This window comes from Maribacter polysiphoniae (assembly GCF_003148665.1).
GTDB lineage: Bacteria > Bacteroidota > Bacteroidia > Flavobacteriales > Flavobacteriaceae > Maribacter_A > Maribacter_A polysiphoniae.
Genome location: NZ_QGGQ01000001.1, coordinates 29,199 through 52,644 on the forward strand (window position 1 = coordinate 29,199; position 23,446 = coordinate 52,644).

Consider the following 23,446-nt stretch of genomic DNA (forward strand, 5'->3'; position numbering starts at 1 on the left):
TTATTTTTTTAGGGTATTATATTTATCAAACCAAGCCAATGTATGTGCAATCTTCGTAATTAAATTGCTTGGCCTATTGGCTATACCATGGCTCGCATTGGGTATTTCAACAAAAACCGTTTCTTTTTTCCTTAATTTAAGGGCATGGTACAATTGTTTGGCCTCACTGGGTGGCGTTCTTAAATCATCCATCCCTACCATGACCATGGTCGGGGTTTCTATATTACCAACGAGTGAAAGTGGGGAAAATTTCCAGTACCCTTCAAAATTCTCCCAAGGTTGACCGGGGTAACGGGAGTTCGCATACCCAAAATAATTATCGGCAACCAAGGTTTTGCTGATCCAGTTCATCACCGGTTTGGCCACCACCGCAGCTTCAAATCGATTGTTTTTCCCTATGATCCAAGCCGTCATTATTCCACCGGCACTACCACCGGTTACAAACAATTGGTCTTCATTGGCAATTCCCTTGGCAATACAATAATCAACCCCATCCATCACATCCTGATAATCATCGCCGGGATAATTGTTGTATAGTAGGTTGCCAAATTCCTCTCCGTAACTGGTACTACCCCGTGCATTGGGATAGAAAACCACATACCCCGCGGCGGCATACAACTGCATTTCCACAGAAAAGCGATTTCCATAATTTAAAATGGGTCCGCCGTGGTTCTCGACTAAAAAGGGGTATGTCTGTGAAGCATCGTATCCTGGGGGATAGACGACCCAACCTTGAATATCGCGTTGGTCAACCGTTGATTTATACCAAATCTCCTCTACCTTACCTAAATTCCTATAATCCAATAACCCTTTATTCAAGTTGGTTATCCTAAGCGGTTCCTTATCCTTGGGCTTTATAACAGCCAAATCCGCGGGGTGTTCCGGTCTTGTCTTGGTAAAAACGATCGTACCATTTTTTGATCTACTGAAAGAACCGCTGGCATATGGTCTTCCGATGGTGGTACCTCCCAAATCATCGGCAAGCGTTGACACTTTCCCACTTAGGGCAATATATCCTATTTTGCTATTGCCTTTATCATCGAAGGTGAAATAGAGTCCCTCACTTTTACGATCCCAAACAATATTGGCAACATCTCTATCCAATTCCTGGGAAATTACGCGTTGATTTCTGCCGTCAACATCCATTAGATAGAGGCGCCGCACCTGATAGGCCTGCACCTTGTCATCATAGCCGATATAGGCAATGTGTTTCCCATTGGGCGATACCGTTGGACTGGTGTCGGGCCCTGTTCTATTCGTTAGGGTCGTTATGATTCCATTTTGAACCCCAACCGCATAAACCTCACTGTTTCTAAAATCATATTCCCAGTCCGCATTTCTATTGGCGGAAAAGTAAATCGTATCCGCGTTGGGACTCCAACTTAAGTTTCCCCTATGATGAAAATCACCTGAGGTAAGTTGCCGTGGTGCCCCTCCATCGGCAGGTATGGTAAAAATATGGCTGAATCCGGGTTTTATGTATCCCCGACCATCAGCTTCGTGATAAAGTCGATCTGTAATCCTCGGTGACTCCGCCCACTCGGCCCCTTTTGGTTTTTGGGGCATATGGGCGACAACAGGTGGCTTCGTTTCCAATTTCATGGAAAATGCCAATTGATCCCCTTTTGGAGACCATGTTAGGGAAGAAGGAGTGGATTCCAATTGTGAAATTTTAGCGGTCTTTCCCGTATTGACCCAATACATGTAAATTTCAGAACCCTCGTCCGTATTACTTACAAAAGCCAATCTATCCCCATTGGGTGACCATCTTGGACTAAATTCACCCGTTTCTTTGGCGGTGAGTTTTTGATGTTGTGAGCCATCGGTCCTGATCATCCACAAATTACCAACAGCCCTATCCTTCATGATATCCATACTCATCCTACGATAGACAATCAAATCGCAATTGGGGGAAATCTGAGGGTCCGATGCGTATTGTAAATCAAAAAGATCCAGGTAAGTAAACTCCTTTTTTTGGGCATTTCCATAAAAAAAGAAACACAAAATCAAAAGTAGGATAGGTAGGCTTTTATATCGCATGACTTAAAAAAATAATGATTAGCTAAACTTAAGCAATAACCCACATTATACAAAGGGAATATGGCTCCTCTTTGATACCTCGAAGTGATAAAGATCGTTTCATGGCGACCAAAATCAATGGCAGGGGAAAAATGGGTACAAGCTAAGGTGAATTACCTATTTTTGAATAGGAAAGACCAACATCGCAATTGAAACAAACAAACACACATTACGATTTCATTATAATTGGGGCAGGGGCAGCAGGTTTAATGCTTGCCAATGCATTGGGCCAAGATGCCTATTTTCAGGACAAAAGAATCTTGCTTCTTGATAAAGACCCGAAAAAAACCAATGACCGAACTTGGTGCTTTTGGGAAAGAGGATCTGGACAATTTGACCCCATCGTCGCGAAATCCTGGAATAATATCTTCTTTGGCGGACAAGTATTCTCCCAACAGTTCAATATTGAGCCCTATACCTATAAACTGGTTCGCGGATCCGATTTTTACCAAGACCACCTTCAGAAAATCAATGCCTATGCCCATGTCGATTTTATCGAAGAAGAGGTTGTCGGGATTGTGGAGAGTAAAGACGAGGTAAGGGTGTCCACAGCAAAGAATGAATATACCAGTCCCCAGATATTCACCAGTGTTTTCGATTTCAAGACACTTAAAGACCAACAGAAGTACCCCGTTTTACAGCAACATTTTGTCGGTTGGTTGGTAGCGACCAAAGAACCTACATTCAATGAGGATGAAGCTGTATTTATGGATTTCTCCGTGGAACAAAGGAACAACACCCGCTTTATGTATGTGTTACCGTATTCCGAAAACACGGCATTGCTCGAATATACCTTGTTCTCCGAAAATCTTTTGCCTATTGATGAATATGAAAAGGCGATCAAGGATTACTTAAACCTGAAATACCATTGTACGGAATTTGAAATACTGGAAAAAGAGCAAGGGAGTATTCCCATGACTTCCTATGATTTTCAGGTACATAACACGAAAAGAATCCAATATATCGGTTCGGCCGGAGGATGGACCAAACCCAGTACGGGATATACCTTCTACAATACTTCAAAAAAAATTCGCGATTTAATCCCATTGATCAAAAACAACCAGCCATTTACTTCGCTTCGAAGCCAAAGAAAATTCTGGTTTTACGACCTGCTTCTATTGGATATACTTTTTTCCCAAAATGACAAAGGCCAATATATCTTTGAAACCCTATTTAAGAACAGGCCTCCTCAATTGATCTTTAAATTTCTGGATGAGGAAACAAGTCTATGGGAAGATATCCAGATAATTTCCGGTTGTCCTAAAAAGGAATTTATAAAAGCCCTATTGGGAAGGTTATTTTAACCCATTTCCCACATCAAAAAAGCAACAGGATAAACCTTATACCTTTCGCATCATTAAGTTTTCCCCAAACTGTTTAAGCACAGCTTTCTTTTCTTCCGACATGTCGATGACATCCAGAACCTCAAAGGCCTTTTGGGTATAGTTTTGAATTTCCGATTTCGTATGCTTGGCAGCGCCCGTAGAAAGGAAGATACCCTTGACCGAGTTTACCTTGTCGGACACATCTTGCGGCTGAATGGAATACAGATCAAGTATTTCCTTCTGCTCCCCAGCATTTCCCAACTGTAATGCCGACAAATACAAAATGGTCTTTTTATTCTCTATAATATCACCCCCCACCTGTTTTCCGAAACTTTCGGGATCCCCGAAAGCGTCTAAATAATCGTCTTGCAGCTGAAATGCAATCCCTAGGTTCTTACCAAAATCATAAATAAGGTTTTGGTCCTTTAATGAGGCCCCTGCTATAATCCCTCCCATTTTCATCGCAGCGGCAACAAGTACCGCTGTTTTGTATTCGATCATATGCAGATACTCAGGAACCGTAACATCGTCCCTAGTCTCAAAATCCATATCATATTGTTGTCCTTCACAAACCTCAAGAGCCGTCTTACTAAATAACATGGCCAACGCCCTAAAGATTTCACTTGGGTAGTTCTCAAAAAACTGATAGGCGAGAATCAGCATAGCATCACCCGATAGGATTCCGGTATTCAAATCCCATTTTTCATGAACGGTCTTTTGCCCCCTACGCAAAGGAGCATCATCCATAATATCGTCATGTATCAATGAGAAATTATGAAAAACCTCTATGGCCAGGGCTGCATCCATGGCCTTCTTATAATCCGTTCCGAAAAGTTCGGTCGTCATAAGCGTAAGAACCGGTCGAAGGCGCTTACCACCAAGTCGTAAAATATAATTGATCGGCTCATAAAGTCGTGATGGCTCCTTGTCAATTGACTTTTGCCCTAAATAGGTTAGAAATTCTTTTCTATAAAGTTCTATGGAATACATTACAGCTAATTTTCGTCAAAAATACATCCATTTTAACAAAACCCTTTCAAAGAAATTCCATTTCAAAAACAAAAAGCCATAAATAAACCGTAAAAAAATGCAATAGTTTTGAAAAATTTCGTCTTTAAAGGGGAAGGGATGATTTAAATATTATTGAATGACTTCGACAACGGACAACCATTTTAAGCTAAAGGCATTCTTTAATGATGAATATCATGCATTGAAAGCATACGCCAAATCTAAAATCGATGATGCCGCGGATAGGGATGCTGATGATATTGTCCAGGATGTGGCCTTAAAGCTTTTTTCACAGGTCAACAGTTCTCCCATAAATAATATAGCCGGTTTTGTGTACCACTCGCTAAGGAATAGGATCATTGATATTTTAAGGAACAAAAAAGAACGGTTGTCCGTTGAAGATCAATTGGAGATACGGCTGGTCGAATTCTCTGAACTTTTCTACGGCAAATCGGACAATTCATATTCAGACCGTATGAAAAACGAACTCAAACAGGCCATTTTAAAATTGAAACCCTTATATCGAAAAATAATCTTCGATATAGATTTTGAAGGGTATAGCTATAAAGAAATTTCACAGGAAACAGGAATACCCGAAGGTACCTTAATGTCTAGACGACATCGTGCCATTGCCTTATTATACAAAGAATTGGAATCGAAAAAAGAATATAATAACTAAAACAAATTACTATGTCAGAATATATGGAGCGAAAAGTAAAAAGTAAAGTCGAAAAGTACTTCAGGGCACTATTGAAAATAGTGATTGGAGGTATTCTACTCATAGCTTTCATTATGCTATTTGGCTATATAACGATGCGTTTATGGAACTGGTTGATGCCCGAAATTTTTGGACTTGTCACCATTGACTATTGGCAAGCCATAGGCATCATTGTACTATCCAAAATCATTTTCGGTGGATTCGGCAGCCATAACAGTGCTAAGTCAAGGAAGAAAAAAATCAGAAAAAAATTCTCCTCAAAATGTACCAATGGGGGCAACAAGGATTTTTCGAAATGGAAATACTACGACCAATTCTGGGAAGAGGAAGGCAATCAGGCTTTTGAAGACTTCGTAAAACATAAAAAAGAAGGTGCTGGGCCCCAAAACGAGGCAGAAATGGGTTCCTAGCCCTAGATGATACGATGTAGTTCGTATTAAATTATCGTAAAACTTTGGAAACTTTTATTGTTTCTCAAGTTTCCGTGGTATATTTGCCCGCTTTATTGCTTAAGATACATGAGAGAGAAAATATTACATAAGGCTACAGACCTATTTCTAAACCTAGGGTTTAAGAGTGTTACCATGGATGACCTAGCGTATGAACTAGGTATTTCAAAAAAAACCATTTACGCCCATTTTGCGAATAAGACCAAATTGGTGGAAGAATGTACCAAACAATTGTTTTGTACCATCTCGCAAGACATCGATCACGTGTGTTCCCTACAAAGGAACCCCATTGAGGAAATGTACGAAATAAAAAAAATTGTGCTCTTGCATTTAAAGGATGAAAAAGCTTCACCCCAGTACCAATTACAGAAATACTATCCTAAAATCTTTGAGGACATCAAGGCCAAACAATTCGAAATGATGGAGGATTGTTTTGTTGAAAATATCAAAAAGGGAATCCATTTGGGAATCTATCGTGAAAACCTCAATATGGATTTTCTTTCCAGGATTTATTTCTCTGGGATAACCAGCCTAAAAAATCATGCCCTATTTCCTGTAACAATGTTCTCAATGACTAGTCTTATGGATGACTTTCTCGAATACCATATTAGGGGTATCGCAACACTGAAAGGACAACAAATATTGAATACAATAATCAACTCAAATCAAGAATAGATGAAAATCCGTTTTATACTGATCTTTATATTTATACTTTCAGTAAAGGGCTATGCCCAAGATCTGCCCAAAAGTTTTTCTTTGGAAGAGGCTATTGCCTTTGCTCTGGAAAATAATTATAGCGCAATCAATGCAAACAGGGATGTTTTGGATGCTAAAAAGCAGAAATGGGAGACCATCGCGGATGGTTTGCCACAAATCAGTGGAGCCATCAGTTATCAAAACCAGTTAAAGCAACCTGTTTCCCTGATTCCTGCCGAGTTTTTTGGAGGCGAAGCAGGCACCTTTCAAGCGATTACCTTCGGTCAGCCCCAACAGGCAACAGCAACTGCCACCCTGCGCCAACAAATATTCGATGGTTCATACATTGTAGGGGTTCAGGCAACCAAAACATTCCTGAATTACAGTGCCAACAATAAGGAAAAAACAGACCTTGAGGTCCGAAAGGCAGTGGTAGAAGCGTATGGCAATGTTTTATTGGCCCAGGAAAGTGTTACCATTTTAGAGAAAAACTTAGCGACTTTAGAGAAGAATCTCTTTGAAACCACCAAAATATTTGAAAATGGACTCGGTGAGGAAGAGAGTGTTGAACAACTGCAGATTACACTATCATCCGTTGACAACCAACTTAAAAACGCCATTCGATTAAAAGGTATAACCCTACAGATGTTGAACCTTTTAATAGGCATTCCCATTGAATCACCCACACAATTAACCGAAAATCTGGATGACCTTACCCTCAAACAAATAGATCTGGATTTATTGGAATCTCCTTTCGACCTTGAAAACAATGTCGATTATAAACTCGCCACCAATTTAAATGAGCAACGATCACTGGAATTAAAATTGGCCAAAAGCAGGGCCCTTCCTACCTTAAACGCTTTTGTAAACTATGGAAGCGCCTCCTACAGCGATTCCTTCGATTTTCTAAGTGGCGACCCTGAGTGGTATAATTCATCCATAATGGGTTTTGATTTGAACATTCCCATCTTTAGCTCCCTAAAACGGAGCGCCAGTACCCAAAGGGCCAAAATAGCCTTGGAAAAAGCAAAAACACAACTTACTGAAGCGGAAGAACAATTACGATTGCAATGGCAACAGGCCAAAAGTGATTATATCCTGGCCATAGAACAGTATGAGACAGCAAAAAATAACCTAGCCCTTGCAGAACGTATAGAGAACAAAAATGAAATAAAATATTTTGAAGGTTTGGCCAGTAGTTTTGAACTTCGCCAAGCACAAACCCAATTGTATTCTACACAACAAGAGTACTTGCAATCAATGGTGGCGGTAATCAATGCCAAGACTACCCTTGAGAACATTTTAAACAGCAAATCATAATCAAAAAACAGTCACAACTAAGCAACAAACCATGAAAAAAATATTTTTAACACTAATCACCCTCCTATTAGTAATGTCCTGTGGCAATAATCAAGGGAAATCCATTGATGAGTTGATCAGTGAAGGTGATTTAAAGGCTATTCGAGCTAAAAAAAGCGAAATATCCGAACAACAGAAGGCCCTTGAGGAGGAGGCTAAAAAACTCGACTCCGTAATTGCCAAGTTGGGTGGTGAAGAAAAACTGCCCTTGGTAACCACCATAACGGCCAAAAATCAAAGTTTTGTGCACTACCTAGAATTGCAAGGGGAAGTGAAAACCAAACAAAACGTACTGATCTACCCAGAAATGTCAGGTACATTGGAAAAAATCTATGTCAAAAAAGGGCAACGGGTATCCAAAGGACAGCTATTGGCCAAGATTGATGACGGTGGTTTGAGCAGTCAACTCGAGCAGCTGAAAACCCAGGCCGAACTCAACAAGACCACTTTTGAACGCCAAAAAAGGTTGTGGGACCAAAAAATAGGTTCCGAAATACAGTACTTACAGGCAAAAACAAACTTTGAGGCTTCTGAAAATACAGTAAAACAGCTTGAAAGCCAATTGGGTAAATCGACAATACGTGCACCGTTCAACGGTATATTGGATGATGTGATCAAGGATCAGGGTACCGTGGTTTCCCCAGGTCCCGGTTCTGAGGTTTTCCGTATCGTAAACCTAAGCAACATGTATATTGAGGTTGATGTTCCTGAAACCTATTTAGGTCAAATCGCCAAGGGCAAGGAAGCCGTTGTTTATTTTCCAGTGTTAGGTGATAGCGTAATGACCAAAATACGGGAAACCGGTAATTTCATCAATCCAAGCAATCGTTCTTTCAGTATTGAAATACCAGTTCCCAACAAAAATGGCCTAATTAAGCCTAACCTTACGGCAAGGGTAAAACTTAATGATTATACCAATGCCAATGCCATACTTATTCCGCAAAGTATTATATCAGAAAATGCTTCGGGAGAGCAATATGCCTATGTAAGTTCTGAGCCAAACGATAAAAATGAGGCGGTTGTAACCAGAAGTATCATAAAAACCGGCAAAACCCAGAATGGAATGATTGAGGTACTTAGTGGTATAGAAAGTGGCAATCAAATCATCAATGAAGGTGCAAGGACCGTTAAAAATGGTCAGAAAGTAAAAATCCTTAAATAAAGACGTTGAACCAATGAGCAAACAGCTAAAAAACGCCCAAAAGGAATTTGGACTTTCATCATGGGCCATCGACAACCCTTCGGTCATTTATGTCATGATCGGCATCTTCCTTTATATTGGGCTCAAATCCTATTTCGCAATGCCAAGGGAGGATTTTCCCGAAATTGTGGAAACCAAGATCTATATCAGTACCCCATATCCGGGCAATACAGCCGAGGATATTGAACGACTGATCACAGACCCCTTGGAAGATCGTTTAAAAGGCATAAGCAACGTTGTTGAGATTACCTCAACCTCCCAAGAGGATTATGCGATCATCACGGTTGAATTCGATGAGGATATTACCGTTGAGGAGGCCAAGCAAAAGGTAAAGGACGAGGTCGATGTTGAAAAGGCAACTGAAGATTGGCCAACCTTTAACAATGCGAAGGTTGACCCCAATGTTTTTGACCTGAACATTTCGGAATCCATTCCGATCATGAATGTGAATTTTACGGGGGATTATCCCGTCAGGAAACTAAAGGAATTTGCTGAACACCTACAGGATGAAATCGAAGACCTCCCCGAAATAAAGGAAGCCCAAATACGTGGAGCCCAGGACAAAGAGGTTGAAGTCGCGGTTGACATACATAAAATGATGGCTGCTAAAATCAGCTTTCAGGATGTGATCAGTGCTATTGGCAATGGAAACACAACCATGTCGGCAGGCAACTTGAAATCAGGTGGCCAACGACGTACAATCCGTATCATTGGGGAGATTGAAGACCCCAAGGAATTGGACGATTTCGTGGTTAAGTCGGAAAATGGTGCCGTTTATTTGAAGGATATTGCAACGGTTACCTTCAGTGAGGAAGACAAAACCACCTATGCCCGTGAATTTGGGCAAAATGTAGTGATGCTCAACGTTACTAAACGGGCTGGCCAAAATGCGATTTCAGCCGCAGACAAGATCAAGGCACTGGTAAAAGATCAGTTGGAAAACTACTATCCCGCCGATTTAAAGATATCAATAGCCAACGATTCCTCTACCCGTACTTTAAACCAGGTAGATGACCTTGTGAACAATATTATCTTTGGTATTCTACTAGTGGTTACCGTTTTGATGTTCTTCTTGGGGTTCCGAAATGCCCTGTTCGTTGGTTTTGCAATTCCCATGTCGATGTTCATGTCGTTTATGATCTTAAACTATTTGGATGTCTTCGTCGATGGCATGAGTTTTACCCTGAACACCATGATCCTCTTTGGAATGATCATGGGTCTGGGAATGTTGGTAGACAACGGTATCGTGGTCGTAGAGAACGTCTACCGTCTTATGGACCAAGAAGGTATGTCGCGTATAGAGGCTACAAAAAAAGGTATTGGCGAAATCGCCTATCCTATCATCATATCAACGGCAACAACAGTTGCGGCTTTTGTTCCTTTAGGCCTTTGGCCCGGAATTTTCGGCCAGTTTATGATTTACTTCCCCATTACCCTGTCGGTGGTATTGGGATCATCACTCTTTGTGGCCATTTTTATGAACTCCATGTTGGTTTCCCGTTTTATGGAAATCGGTGAAAAAGAATTAACCCTAAAACAACTTATAAGAATCAGTATCATTTTAGGCGTATTCGGAATTTTTATCTTAATCGTAGGAGGTCCTGTACGCGGTTTGGGTTCATTAATGATCCTTACAGCCATGTTGTTCTGGATCTACAAATATGTGATTAAAGGTGCCGCCCTCAGCTTTCAAAGGGTAATAATGACCCGTCTTGAGGATCTTTATGAAAAGCAGTTAAAGACCGCACTACGGGGCAATAATGTGTATTGGTACTTTGGACTGACCTTTTTACTCTTACTGATCACTTTCATGCTCTTCGGAATGTCTATTGGCAGTGGCAGGACCAAAATCGAATTCTTCCCGGACAACAAACCCAATGAGATTTATGCCTATATAGAATACCCACAAGGTACGGCTATTGAAAAAACCAATGAGTTGACCTTGGATATAGAAAAACGGGTTTATGAGGTAATCAATCAGGACAAATACAAAAAAGGGGATTTCAATTTCTTGGTTGAATCTGCCGTATCCCAAGTAGGGGAAGGCGCAGGTAACCCGTACACCGATGGTGGTTCATCAGCGGAAATGCCACATCGTGGAAAGATAACGCTATCAATGCGTGAATTTAAATATCGAGGAGGTCTCGATACCGAGGAACTAAGACAACATATACAGGATGCCCTTAGCGGTATATATCCTGGTGTCGCGATTTCGGTTGAGAAAGATGCCAATGGCCCACCAGCTGGTTATCCCATCAATATTGAATTGGAAGGAAAGGACTATGATCAACTCATCAATACCGCGGAGGACATGCGGAATTTCATCAATAGCAAGAACATTGCAGGGATTGAAGAGTTGAAAATCGATGTGAATAAAGGCAAACCCGCCATGGAAGTGGCTGTTGACCGTGAAAAAGCGGGTGAATTGGGTGTTTCGGTAGGTCAGGTAGGCTTACAATTGAGACGCTCCTTGTTTGGCGAAAAAGCAGGCGTCTATAAAAAAGATGGTGATGATTATGATATAAACGTGCGTTTCAATGAGGATCTACGGTACAATACCAGTGCGCTCTTTAACCAGAATATCATTTTTAGGGATCCCGCATCCGGACAGATCAAGGAAATTCCTGTTTCTTCCGTTGCATCGGAGCGAAATACCTCATCATTCAGCGCCATTAAACACAAAGACAACAAGCGGGTGGTAACCGTCTATTCCCAATTAAAACCCGGATTTTCCGATGCAGGGGCCATTGTAGCGGAAATACAGAAAGAGATGGAGGATTTTAGACAACTTCCATTAGACATCAAAATCGACTATACCGGTCAAATCGAAGAACAAAACAAACAAATGCAGTTTTTGGTGGGTGCTTTTTTCTCTGGTTTAGGATTGATTTTATTGATTTTGATCTTCCAATTCAGCGGGGTCTCAAAACCGATTATTATCATGATTGCCATCTTCCTGAGTTTCATTGGGGTTTTTGGTGGACTTATGATAACGGGCAAGCCCTTCGTAATCATGATGACCATGATGGGAATCATTTCACTGGCAGGTATCGTGGTGAACAATGGAGTTGTCCTTCTCGATTACACACAAATCCTAATAGATCGTAAAAAATTGACATTAGGGATAGGAGACGCAGACCTATTATCAAAAGAAGAGGTCACCGATACCATAGTAAAAGGAGGAAAAGCAAGGTTGCGACCCGTATTACTGACCGCGATTACCACGGTTCTAGGATTGATTCCCTTGGCCATTGGACTCAATATAGATTTCTTTTCCCTGTTCACTGAATTCGACCCCAAGATATACATTGGAGGGGATAATGTGGTATTCTGGGGGCCACTGGCATTGACCGTAATCTATGGTTTGATTGTTGCCACATTCCTAACCCTTATTATAGTGCCTGTGCTGTTCAGTATAGAATATAGAATGAAGATTCGGGTAAGGAATTGGCGAAATAAGCAAAAAGTACCATCGGTCTAAAATAGTTAAGCAAAATAAAATGGGCAGTCTTTCTTCTTGAAGAAGGACTGCTTTTTTTATACCATACAAAAAACGACTTCACCAAAACACCATACTCCCAACGCGAAACACCAATATACCGCATTAACCGGTGTTTTAAGACAAAACAATCAGCAAGGCCAAAAAAGTGTGGTCTTTATGTAATACCTTTGGTATTGCCCCCCTTATCCACAATTAACAATTTCAAAAAATCGAAGAACTAAAATAGCCTATAATCGCTTATACTTAGTAAATTTGCATTTTTAAAATAAATTCGATAGATGTACAGAAGTCATAACTGCGGGGAATTAAGGGAATCACACATTGACAAGGAGGTAACATTGGCCGGTTGGGTGCAAAAAACCAGGGACAAGGGTTTTGTTGTTTGGGTGGACCTTCGGGATCGTTACGGTATTACCCAGTTGATATTTGATGAGGAAAGAACTTCCCAAGAGCTTTTGGAGCAAGGAAGGAATTTGGGTCGTGAATTTGTGGTCCAAGTAAAAGGAACTGTCATCGAAAGGGCTTCAAAAAACACCAATATCCCTACAGGAAACATAGAGGTCCTGGTCAAAGAACTAACCATACTCAATACCTCCAAAACCCCTCCATTTACTATTGAGGACAAAACGGACGGTGGTGAGGACCTAAGAATGAAATATCGTTATTTGGATATTCGTAGAAATCCGGTCAAGGAGAACCTCATTTTTAGGAGTAAGGTATCTATGGAGGTGCGAAATTACCTATCGAAAGAAGGTTTTATTGAAGTAGAAACCCCTTACCTTATAAAATCGACTCCAGAAGGCGCCCGTGATTTCGTCGTGCCCAGTCGTATGAACCAAGGGCAGTTTTATGCCCTACCACAGTCACCCCAGACCTTTAAACAATTATTGATGGTCGGTGGCATGGATAAATATTTCCAGATCGTGAAATGTTTTAGGGATGAAGACCTTAGAGCCGACAGACAACCCGAGTTTACACAGATAGATTGTGAAATGGCCTTTGTGGAACAAGAAGACATCCTCGATGCCTTTGAAGGGTTGACACGACATTTATTAAAAGAAATAAAAGGAGTGGAAACCTCTAAATTTCCACGAATGACCTTCGACGAGGCCATGGCCAAGTATGGTAATGACAAACCGGACATCCGTTTTGGGATGGAATTTGGTGCGTTGAACACCGTTGCCCAACATAAAGATTTCAATGTATTCAATACTGCGGAATTGGTAGTGGGTATAGCGGTTCCTGGTGGTGCATCTTACACTCGAAAGGAAATCGATGCATTGGTAGACTGGGTGCGCCGACCGCAGGTGGGCGCCAAAGGCATGGTTTATGTAAAATGCAATGAAGACGGTTCGTTCAAATCATCGGTAGATAAATTTTATGATCAGGAAGACTTAGCCCAATGGGCTGAAGCTACTGGAGCAAAGGCCGGAGATCTGATTTGTGTACTCTCTGGGGATGCAAACCCAACCAGGGCCCAATTAAGTGCTTTGCGTATGGAACTTGCAGAACGTCTTGGACTTCGTAAGAATGATGTGTTCGCCCCACTTTGGGTCATTGATTTCCCACTGCTTGAACTCGATGAGGAAACAGGGCGATACCATGCCATGCACCACCCTTTCACATCCCCTAAACCGGGACAGATGGAACTGTTGGAAACCGACCCAGGAAGCGTTAAGGCGAACGCCTATGATTTGGTGTTGAACGGTAATGAAATTGGTGGTGGTTCTATCAGAATACACGATAAGGAAATCCAAAGTACCATGTTTAAACACTTGGGCTTTACCCCCGAAGAGGCAAAGGCCCAATTCGGATTCTTGATGGATGCCTTCCAATACGGTGCTCCCCCACATGGCGGAATAGCGTTCGGGTTAGATCGTTTAGTCGCTATTTTGGGAGGACAGGAAACCATTCGTGACTTTATCGCATTCCCTAAAAACAATAGTGGCAGGGATGTTATGATCGATGCCCCTGCTGTGATTGACCAATCACAATTGGACGAGCTCAATTTATTGATTAATGACAGTAAAAACTAAAATTCATAAGAAGCTCAATGAACTGGAATCAACGGCCATTTGTGGTAATGACATCAGTTCATCGGTTTTATATGTCTCAGCCCTAGCTATAGCATTTGCTGGTCAATACGCCTGGATTACCTTACTCATAGTATCCGTAGTCCTGTTTTTATTTAGAAAGATTTATGGGGAAGTTGTAGGTGCCCTTCCTCTTAACGGGGGTACGTACAACGCATTACTGAATACCACGAGTAAGTTTATGGCATCTTTTGCCGCTACCCTGACCATATTATCCTATATGGCCACAGCAGTGATTTCTGCCAATGAGGCCATGCATTACCTACATCACCTCTTACCCTCAATGCCCATAATCATTGCAACCGTATGTCTTTTAAGTGTGTTTGCGATTTTATCTATCATCGGCATTACGGAATCGGCCAAAGTCGCCATTGGGATTTTTATTTTCCACCTTGTTTCCTTAACGGTTTTAACGGCCTTTATCGTAGTGTTTTTGTTTCATAATGGCATTGGTACTTTTATAGATAATTGGAACTTCCCTACAAATGAGAACGGCATTTTAATAGCTATTTTTTTAGGTTTTTCCGCTTCGATGCTGGGCGTCTCGGGTTTTGAGAGTTCTGCGAATTTTATTGAAGAACAGCAAAAAGGTGTTTTTCCGAAAACATTGAAAAACATGTGGGCCATCGTCAGTGTCATAAACCCTTTGATGGCCGTATTCGCCTTGGCTTTATTTGCCATGCCCGTATTACAAAGTAGTGATTATCAAAATACACTTTTGGTGGAAATGGCTTCGCACGTCGGAGGTGACTGGATTGCCTCACTGATTTCCATTGATGCCTTCCTGGTATTAAGTGGTGCCGTATTAACGAGTTTCGTTGGGGTTACAGGATTATTGGAAAGAATGACATTGGACAGGATCATGCCACAGTTCTTTTTAAAGAAGAATAAAAAGGGAAGTTCGTATCGTATTATTATCATGTTCTTCATATTAGCGGTTTCCGTTCTTCTCATAACACGTGGTGAGGTAACCTTGTTGGCAGGGGTCTATACCATATCATTTTTATCCGTTATGGCCTTATTTGGTATTGGGAATGTTATGCTTAAAGTCAAAAGAGCAGCCCTACCAAGACCGGAAAAAGCCTCATGGCTCTCGGTTTTTGTTGCAATAATCGCTGTTTCCATTGCCCTGATCGGCAATATTATCATTGAGCCGGCAGAAGGGCAAGCCAGCAACTTAGCCGTCTTCTTGGATTACTTTATCCCATTTATCATCTTTATTATGGTTATGTTGAACAGAACCTTGGTGCTACGGTTACTGTTGAATTTTATACACTATATCTTTGACCCACTGCGCAAATTGGTTTTTAATGCGGATAAAAAGATTCTTTCTTTCATCAATGAGATAAACAACCAAGAGTTTGTCTTTTTCACCAGGGGAGACAGCATAGCTACATTGAATAGGGTTATGCTGTATATAAAGAAAAATGAGCATACCAAAAAAATCAAAATAGTACATGTACTGCGGGAAGGCGACGAAATGCCTAAAAATTTAGCTTTTGAAATTGATATACTAGATCGTGAGTATCCCGAGATAAATGTTGAATTTATTATAGAGAAAGGTGAATTCACCCCGGAATTAATTCAAAGCCTTTCCAAAAAATGGAATATTCCCGTAAATTTTATGTTTATTGGTTCCCCGAGTGATAAGTTCAATTACAAAGTTGAACAACTCGGGGGAGTACGATTAATCATATAGCCCAAATGCAACAAAAAAAGAAACTATTTACCAAACTCCTTATATGGCGGGCTAAACACATAAGCGAACGCCAATTCATATACATCCTTAGTATATTGGTCGGTTTTACTTCGGGAATAGGGGCTGTGATCCTTAAAAACCTAACCCACTTCTACCAACATTTGTTGGAAGGGAACCTGGTACGTGATTACCACCATGCTTTTTACTTCGTTTTTCCACTTATTGGCCTTGTTTTAGTATATCTCATCATAAAATATGTGATTCGCAACAAAGTAAGCCACGGTATACCCTCTACCCTGTATGCGATTTCAAAGCGAAAGGGCATTATGAAAAGATATCAAATGTTCGGGTCTATATTGACTGCCCCCTTAACCGTGGGTTTTGGTGGTTCCGTGGGTCTTGAAGGACCCTCCGTAGCCACAGGGGCCGCTATCAGTTCCAATATAGCACGTTTGTTCCATATGAATCAATCGTCTCGGAACTTATTGATAGGATGTGCGGCCGCCGGTGCATTGTCCTCTATTTTCAAGGCCCCTATTGCAGCGATTATTTTTGCCATTGAAGTCTTTAGCCTGGATTTGACCATAGCCTCTATGGTTCCCCTATTGTCGGCATCGATCTCTGCCATAATCACTTCTTATTTCTTTTTGGGGGATGATGTTTTATTACCCTTTAAGATCGAGGACAGTTTCGAGATATCGGATGTTCCCTTTTATATTATCCTGGGACTTGTCGCCGGCATTACTTCGATATATTTTACCGAAGTATATACGAGGGTACAGAATTTCTTCGATAAATTAGGCTCCCCGGGTAAGCGCTTGCTGATTGGGGGGATAAGTATCGGAGTCCTGGTGTACTTTATACCTCCGTTATACGGTGAGGGTTTTGACGTGATAAACAATCTGGTGAAAGGCCATCCTGGAAATTTCCTAAAGGACAATGTCTTCAATCTGGATCTCACGAATGTTTGGACCTTGATCATGCTTTTGGGCGGATTGGTAGTCTTTAAGATCTTTGCAACTTCCATTACCTTTGGAGCAGGTGGTGTCGGTGGTATTTTTGCCCCTACCCTTTTTATGGGAAGTATAATGGGTAATTGTATCGCCAAAATCATAAATAATATCGATTTATTCAACTTCAAGGTCTCCGAGAGTAATTTCACATTGGTAGGCATGGCCGGACTAATGGCCGGTGTCCTACATGCACCATTAACGGCTATTTTCCTAATTGCGGAAGTTACTGGAGGCTATGAACTTTTTATTCCCTTAATGATTGCATCAGCCATATCATACCCGATTGCAAAATATGTCCACCCCCATTCGGTTTACAACATGCAACTAGGACGCAAAGGGGAATTGATAACACACGATAAAGATCACGCGGTCCTTACCCTTATGGATATTGACAAGGTCATAGAGAATAATTTTGTGATCATACATCCTGAGATGACCTTGGGTGACATCGTACATAAAGCCGTTGTAAAATCGAGCCGTAATATCTTCCCTGTACTCAATAAGAAGGATGGGAAATTATTGGGGATTATCCTTCTGGATGATATTCGTCCGGTCATGTTCAACCAAACGCTATATGACAAGGTCATTGCCAATGATGTGATGCACTCGCCCCCGGCAATCATCAGATTGGAAAAGGATAAAATGACCGATATCATGGATAAATTTCAAGACAGTGGCGCCTGGAACCTACCTGTACTCAGGGATGGCAAATATGTTGGGTTCATAACGAAATCAAAGCTACTGACCGCCTATCGTAGAAAGTTGATTAATTTTACCAAATGAAATATGTTGTAATCCTTATTGTTCTCGCCTCACTGGGATCCATTCTCTATGGATTCAGTATTCATGAAGAACAAATTGCCTTTGGCAATAAATGTATTGGTTTCGGTACCGTTGGTATTTTCTTAGTGGCAATGCCCTTATTTCTCTACAAAGAAAGTCAAGGCAAAAAGATGAAAGATTATATGCTGACCGAGGAAAATATCAAAAAAATGCGCGGCGAAAAGGCCGAAAAGGCTGAAAATCAATGATTAATACCCATATTCACACAAATATTTCTTTGCGTCTGCCATAAATATTTTAAATTAGTGTACTAATTATTTTATTAATATCAATTGGCATGACAGGTACAGTAAAATTTTTCAATGAATCCAAAGGATACGGATTCATTACCAACGACGAGACGGGAAGCGACATTTTTGTTCACGCAACAGCATTGAATGGTGTTGAGTTAAACGAAGGTGACAAAGTGGAATACGTAGAGGAAGAAGGAAGAAAAGGATTGGTTGCAGGCCAAGTGCAGGTAATCGGTTAAAACATTCCTTTACTGATTGTATTGAAACCCCGACGTTTAATATGTTGGGGTTTTTTATTTTCAAAATCCCACTTAATTCAGGTTTCTTCGCGCTATAAAAAACCTTTTCAATAAATCCGAGGCCTCCTTTTCCAAAACACCCCCTATAATTTTGGTCTTTGGATGTAATTTGGTACCCATGGCCTTATAGCCCCGCTGGGGATCCCCAGCCGCATACACAATTTTTGATATTTGGCTCCAATACAAGGCTCCAGCGCACATTTGACAAGGCTCCAAGGTAATATACATGGTGCAATCCTGAAGGTATTTTCCGCCAAGGAAATTCGCTGCAGCGGTAATCGCCTGCATTTCGGCATGGGCCGTAACATCATTCAGTTGTTCTGTTAAATTATGGGCCCTGGCAATAATCCTATCGTGTATCACAACGATCGCCCCAATAGGCACCTCCCCTTTTTCATAGGCCATCTCTGCTTCTTGCAGGGCCTTCTTCATATAATAGCTATCATCAAAAAGTAATTCCATAATCTCAAAAATACGCTTTTGGAGGTACAGAATATAATTGTCACATATGATTTTCCCTTACATTTGCCATCTATCATGAAACTACTGGATAAAATACAATTCCCTAAAGACCTTCGTCAATTAAAAAAAGACGAACTGCCCCAGGTTGCCAATGAATTGCGAAAATTTATTATCGACATTGTTTCGGTCAAGGAAGGACATTTAGGGGCCAGTCTGGGCGTGGTAGAACTCACGATAGCCCTCCACTACATTTTCAACACCCCTAAAGATAAATTGGTATGGGATGTAGGCCATCAAGCCTATGGCCATAAAATACTTACGGGACGAAAGGATATTTTCACTACTAACCGACAATTGGGCGGTATCAGTGGCTTTCCAAATAGAAAGGAAAGCGAATATGATGATTTTGGGACAGGACATAGCTCCACAGCCATTTCCGCTGTTTTAGGCATGGCCATCGCCTCTAAACTCAAAGGTAATCCACACCGTAACCATATCGCAGTAGTCGGTGATGCTTCCATTGCCAGTGGAATGGCCTTCGAGGGATTAAACCATGCTGGGGTCACCGATGCCAATATTTTGGTGGTACTCAATGACAATGCCATAGGTATCGATCCCAGCGTAGGTGCACTTAAAAAATATTTGACCAATGTAAAAAAAGGAACGGCCAAGGATGAAAACATCTTTGAATGTCTGAATTTTGATTATTCCGGTCCTATTGATGGTCATGACCTTCCCCTGTTATTGCAAGAACTGGAGCGTCTAAAATCGGTATCAGGCCCTAAACTGTTGCATATCATCACTACCAAAGGCAAAGGATTGCAAAAAGCCGAAGAAAACCAGGTCGTTTACCATGCGCCCGGAAGGTTTGACAGGCTTACCGGGGAACTCCAGAAAAAACCGGATTCGGAACTCCCCCCGAAATACCAAGACGTTTTTGGCCATACCTTGGTAGAACTTGCCAGGAAAAATAAAAACATCGTAGGTATAACACCCGCCATGCCAACCGGAAGTTCCTTAAAATTCTTGATGGATGGGATTCCGGACAGGGCCTTTGACGTGGGTATAGCCGAACAACATGCTGTTACCCTGGCCGCAGGTATGGCCACCCAAGGACTCATTCCTTTCTGTAATGTATACTCCACTTTTTTACAAAGAGCCTACGACCAGATCATACATGATGTAGCCCTACAAAAATTACCTGTAATCTTTTGTTTGGATAGGGCCGGACTCGTTGGGCAAGACGGCGCCACCCATCATGGGGTATTTGATATTGCCTATTTGAGATGCATTCCCAATTTGATTATTTTTGCGCCCATGAATGAGTGCGAACTACGAAATATCATGTATTCGGCGCAATTGGGACTTGATCGGCCCATCGCGATCAGATATCCAAGAGGACGTGGTGTAACCATGGACTGGCGCACTTCTTTTCAGAAGATTGAAATCGGGGTTTCCGTAGAAGTAAAAAAAGGCACGAAAATTGCAGTGCTTTCCATCGGTCATATAGGTAATTTGGTAAAAAAAATCATTGCCGAATTACCGGATTCAGAAAAAATAGGTCATTACAATATGCGTTTTATCAAACCCATGGACACCAAACAGCTCCACCATATTTTCACCCATTATTCCCGTGTAATAACCATAGAGGACGGCTGTAAAATAGGTGGATTTGGTAGCTCGATTGCTGATTTTGCGAATGAAAATGACTATTCAACCAAAATCGATATTCTAGGTATCGACGATCGTTTTATCGAACATGGCACTATTGACCAACTTCAGGGAATAGTGGGTTTAGACGGTGCTTCAATCAAAAGACATATTAATGAAACCCTTAATGAACTGTAAGATTTTGCAAAAATTATTTTTCGCCCTTCTATTTATCACCTCATGTATTTCGGCTTATGGCCAGGATTCCATCCCTGAAAGCTACCCCTTGGACTCAACAACCATTGACACCGTAGTCATAAGAAGGACATTGGTCAAAATCAAAAATATTCCAAGGAGTGCCAATTTGACCAACCCCGTGATCTCCTTCAATAAAACAAAACCTTTAAAAAATAAGCCCCGTAAATTTAGGGTTCCTTCTTTTTGGACCAAAATCAATCGTTTCGGTATCAATTTCAGTGAAGTCGCCTTTGTGAATTGGAATGCTGGTGGGCAAAATTCGGTCTCAGGATTGGGCAATCTGCGTTTTGAACGAAATTATAAATTCCGCTATATCCAATGGGACAATTACCTTGAACTTCGATATGGATTAAATGCCCAAGAAGATAGAAAACTAAGAAAAACCGATGATGCCATTAAGATAAGTTCAACTTTTGGGTATCGCCGCGATACCATTACCAATTGGTATTATTCGGTAAAGGCCAATTTCAATTCCCAATTTTCCAACGGTTATAAATATCCGGACCGGGCCAATCCAATTTCCAGATTTATGTCTCCGGGCTATTTCTTTTTAGGTGCCGGTACTTCCTTTATCACTGTAAACCAAAAATTCAATCTTTATATTTCCCCCTTAACCCAAAAGGCAACTTTTGTATTGGACCAGGACTTGGCCGACAACGGTTCCTTCGGTGTAAAAAAAGCGGTTTTAGACGCTAACAACGAAGTCATTACCCCTGGGGAAAATTCCTTTATTGAACTAGGTTTTCTTATTACCAACAAATGGGAGACCGATATTGCCAAAAACGTTGGTCTTCGGCATGATTTGAGTTTATATACCGATTATCTCTCCAGTTTTGGAAATATTGATGTCGATTGGGAATTAAACCTGACCCTTAAGGTCAATAAATTCATGACCACCAATATTGGCACACATATGATATACGACGATGATATTCTTTTTGATCGTATCGTAGATGCCAGTGGTAATGAAACCCAGGCCGGAAGACCCAAAATACAGTTTAAACAATCGCTGGGCGTTGGGATTACCTATGAATTCTAAAGTTGTTTACCCATAATCTTATTATGCATGTGAACGGCGGCACTATCCGACAGGCTGGCTACATAACAACAGGTATTCAACAAGATTTCATAGATGGCCTTATCGGTTTGTTGATAGAACCCGGGCAACATATTTATCACTAGTTTATCATAGTTGGAGGCCTTCCCTGTATGTGTCCTGATCAAGGCTGTGGTATACACATCCAAAAGATCGGAAATAATCTTATACCCTGCAATTTCCTTTTCGAGCACTTCCTGCGATCTATAAATCTTATTTACGCTCAAGGCAATGATATCATCAATCTGGGCGGTATACTTGCTTTTATCCAACAGGGCCACGTCAAAAGTACCTGCCAGGATATCCTCTTCGTTTGCAACGAATACATCTATTGCATCGCTGATCAGTGTGCTTATGGCCAATGCCCGTAAATAACTGAGGCGATCCTCTTTATAGGCCAACTTATTATACTTTTTGGTATTGATGCGATCTTTGACCAGTTTTATTAAATACTCCAGGGCATAATCCTCAGAAATCAATCCTAGGTTGATTCCATCCTCAAAATCTATGATGGTATAACAGATATCATCGGCAGCCTCTACCAGAAATGTCAAAGGGTGCCTCGAAAAGGAAATGTCCTTGCCTTTTCGAGTCTGATTTAGCCCTAATTCCTCCGCTATATCCAAAAAGGCATCCTTTTCCGATTGAAAAAAACCGAATTTTTTGTCCGAAATATGTTTGGTTGGTTTTTTGGGCAACGATTCTTTGGGGTATTTCATAAATGCACCCAGGGTAGCATAGCTTAATCGGAGTCCACCCTCAACCCCTTCCCGGGATTCGGTCAAAAGTTTTAAACCATTGGCATTACCTTCAAAATCAATAATATCCTGATATTCTTTTTCGGACAGGGCTTCTTTGTATCGTGCCCCTTGGCCGGTTTTAAAATATTCGCCAATAGCCTTTTCACCACTGTGTCCAAAAGGAGGGTTTCCAATATCATGTGCCAATGCCGCTGCAGCAACAATGGCCCCGAAATCATTGAACTGATAACCATGAACATCCTTCAAATGCGGATGCTTTTCCAAAATCCTTTTTCCAGCTACCCTACCCAAACTTCTACCTACCACCGAAACTTCAAGACTATGGGTAAGTCGTGTATGTACAAAGTCGGTCTTCGAAAGGGGTATAACCTGGGTTTTGTCCTGTAAACTTCTAAATGCTGATGAGAAAATGATCCGGTCATAGTCGACCTCAAAGCCCAAACGGGTCTCATCCTGCTCTTTTCGTAATCTTTTCCCGACATCGCCATGGCGCCGTAAAGAGAGTAATTGTTCCCAATTCATTTTATATCGATAATTATCGGCAAGATACGTTTTTTTCAAAGCTCCCCTATAGTTGGTCGCACATCTATTCACTTAACATTTAGTTAATCTAGTAACCTTTATATAACCCTAACATATTTAACATTTAACATAGGACTAACCCAGCTTTTACATGCCCACAGTTTATTTGCAGCGGTATTT

At 41.1% G+C, this 23,446-nt stretch carries 18 protein-coding genes; 14 read left to right on the plus strand and 4 right to left on the minus strand.

Features of this window, described 5'->3' with window-relative positions; all coding sequences use genetic code 11:
- Nucleotides 1-2,040: a S9 family peptidase gene (locus LX92_RS00155; protein WP_109648264.1), complete on the minus strand. Its 2,040-nt coding sequence runs from the start codon at nt 2,038-2,040 to the stop codon at nt 1-3.
- A 188-nt stretch (nt 2,041-2,228) separates the two neighbouring features.
- On the opposite strand from LX92_RS00155, the gene LX92_RS00160 reads away from it, so the two are divergent.
- Entirely contained in the window at nt 2,229-3,383 is a 1,155-nt protein-coding gene (locus LX92_RS00160; RefSeq protein ID WP_223308293.1) for a lycopene cyclase family protein, read from the plus strand.
- A 36-nt stretch (nt 3,384-3,419) separates the two neighbouring features.
- Here LX92_RS00160 and LX92_RS00165 read toward each other — a convergent pair whose 3' ends face one another.
- Nucleotides 3,420-4,394, minus strand: a complete 975-nt coding sequence (locus tag LX92_RS00165; protein WP_109648265.1) for a polyprenyl synthetase family protein — start codon at nt 4,392-4,394, stop codon at nt 3,420-3,422.
- Between the two features lie 157 nt (nt 4,395-4,551).
- On the opposite strand from LX92_RS00165, the gene LX92_RS00170 reads away from it, so the two are divergent.
- The 11 genes from LX92_RS00170 (at nt 4,552) to LX92_RS00220 (ending at nt 18,457) form a co-directional block, all read left to right on the plus strand.
- Nucleotides 4,552-5,091: an RNA polymerase sigma factor gene (locus LX92_RS00170; protein WP_109648266.1), complete on the plus strand. Its 540-nt coding sequence runs from the start codon at nt 4,552-4,554 to the stop codon at nt 5,089-5,091.
- 11 nt (nt 5,092-5,102) lie between these two features.
- Nucleotides 5,103-5,540, plus strand: a complete 438-nt coding sequence (locus LX92_RS00175) for a hypothetical protein (protein WP_109648267.1) — start codon at nt 5,103-5,105, stop codon at nt 5,538-5,540.
- Nucleotides 5,541-5,648: 108 nt separating this feature from the next.
- Nucleotides 5,649-6,254: a TetR/AcrR family transcriptional regulator gene (locus LX92_RS00180; RefSeq protein ID WP_109648268.1), complete on the plus strand. Its 606-nt coding sequence runs from the start codon at nt 5,649-5,651 to the stop codon at nt 6,252-6,254.
- Nucleotides 6,255-7,595, plus strand: coding sequence for a TolC family protein (locus LX92_RS00185; protein ID WP_109648269.1), 1,341 nt, complete (start codon nt 6,255-6,257; stop codon nt 7,593-7,595).
- A 31-nt stretch (nt 7,596-7,626) separates the two neighbouring features.
- Nucleotides 7,627-8,796 carry an efflux RND transporter periplasmic adaptor subunit gene (locus LX92_RS00190; RefSeq protein WP_109648270.1) on the plus strand — a complete coding sequence of 390 codons (1,170 nt, stop codon included), beginning with the start codon at nt 7,627-7,629 and terminating at the stop codon, nt 8,794-8,796.
- A gap of 13 nt (nt 8,797-8,809) precedes the next feature.
- Entirely contained in the window at nt 8,810-12,316 is a 3,507-nt protein-coding gene (locus LX92_RS00195) for an efflux RND transporter permease subunit (RefSeq protein ID WP_109648271.1), read from the plus strand.
- Between the two features lie 299 nt (nt 12,317-12,615).
- Nucleotides 12,616-14,373 carry an aspartate--tRNA ligase gene (gene aspS, locus LX92_RS00200; RefSeq protein WP_109648272.1) on the plus strand — a complete coding sequence of 586 codons (1,758 nt, stop codon included), beginning with the start codon at nt 12,616-12,618 and terminating at the stop codon, nt 14,371-14,373.
- Nucleotides 14,357-16,129: an APC family permease gene (locus LX92_RS00205; protein WP_109648273.1), complete on the plus strand. Its 1,773-nt coding sequence runs from the start codon at nt 14,357-14,359 to the stop codon at nt 16,127-16,129. Before aspS ends, LX92_RS00205 begins: the two co-directional genes overlap by 17 nt.
- A gap of 5 nt (nt 16,130-16,134) precedes the next feature.
- Complete coding sequence (locus tag LX92_RS00210) at nt 16,135-17,925, plus strand: chloride channel protein (RefSeq protein WP_109648274.1); 1,791 nt, start codon at nt 16,135-16,137, stop codon at nt 17,923-17,925.
- Complete coding sequence (locus LX92_RS00215; RefSeq protein ID WP_109648275.1) at nt 17,922-18,173, plus strand: hypothetical protein; 252 nt, start codon at nt 17,922-17,924, stop codon at nt 18,171-18,173. Before LX92_RS00210 ends, LX92_RS00215 begins: the two co-directional genes overlap by 4 nt.
- Nucleotides 18,174-18,262: 89 nt before the next feature.
- Nucleotides 18,263-18,457, plus strand: coding sequence for a cold-shock protein (locus LX92_RS00220; RefSeq protein WP_109648276.1), 195 nt, complete (start codon nt 18,263-18,265; stop codon nt 18,455-18,457).
- Nucleotides 18,458-18,529: 72 nt separating this feature from the next.
- On the opposite strand, the gene LX92_RS00225 is transcribed toward LX92_RS00220, so the two are convergent.
- Nucleotides 18,530-18,979 (minus strand): nucleoside deaminase, encoded by a 450-nt coding sequence (locus tag LX92_RS00225; RefSeq protein WP_109648277.1) that lies wholly within the window; start codon nt 18,977-18,979, stop codon nt 18,530-18,532.
- 75 nt (nt 18,980-19,054) lie between these two features.
- Here LX92_RS00225 and LX92_RS00230 point away from each other — a divergent pair, with 75 nt between their 5' ends.
- On the plus strand, nt 19,055-20,827 hold the full coding sequence (locus LX92_RS00230) for a 1-deoxy-D-xylulose-5-phosphate synthase (RefSeq protein ID WP_109648278.1): 1,773 nt from the start codon (nt 19,055-19,057) through the stop codon (nt 20,825-20,827).
- Nucleotides 20,817-21,926 (plus strand): DUF3078 domain-containing protein, encoded by a 1,110-nt coding sequence (locus tag LX92_RS00235; RefSeq protein WP_109649010.1) that lies wholly within the window; start codon nt 20,817-20,819, stop codon nt 21,924-21,926. Before LX92_RS00230 ends, LX92_RS00235 begins: the two co-directional genes overlap by 11 nt.
- Here LX92_RS00235 and dgt read toward each other — a convergent pair.
- Nucleotides 21,923-23,266, minus strand: a complete 1,344-nt coding sequence (dgt, locus tag LX92_RS00240) for a dGTP triphosphohydrolase (RefSeq protein WP_109648279.1) — start codon at nt 23,264-23,266, stop codon at nt 21,923-21,925. The genes LX92_RS00235 and dgt overlap by 4 nt on opposite strands.
- Between the last annotated feature and the right edge of the window lie 180 nt (nt 23,267-23,446).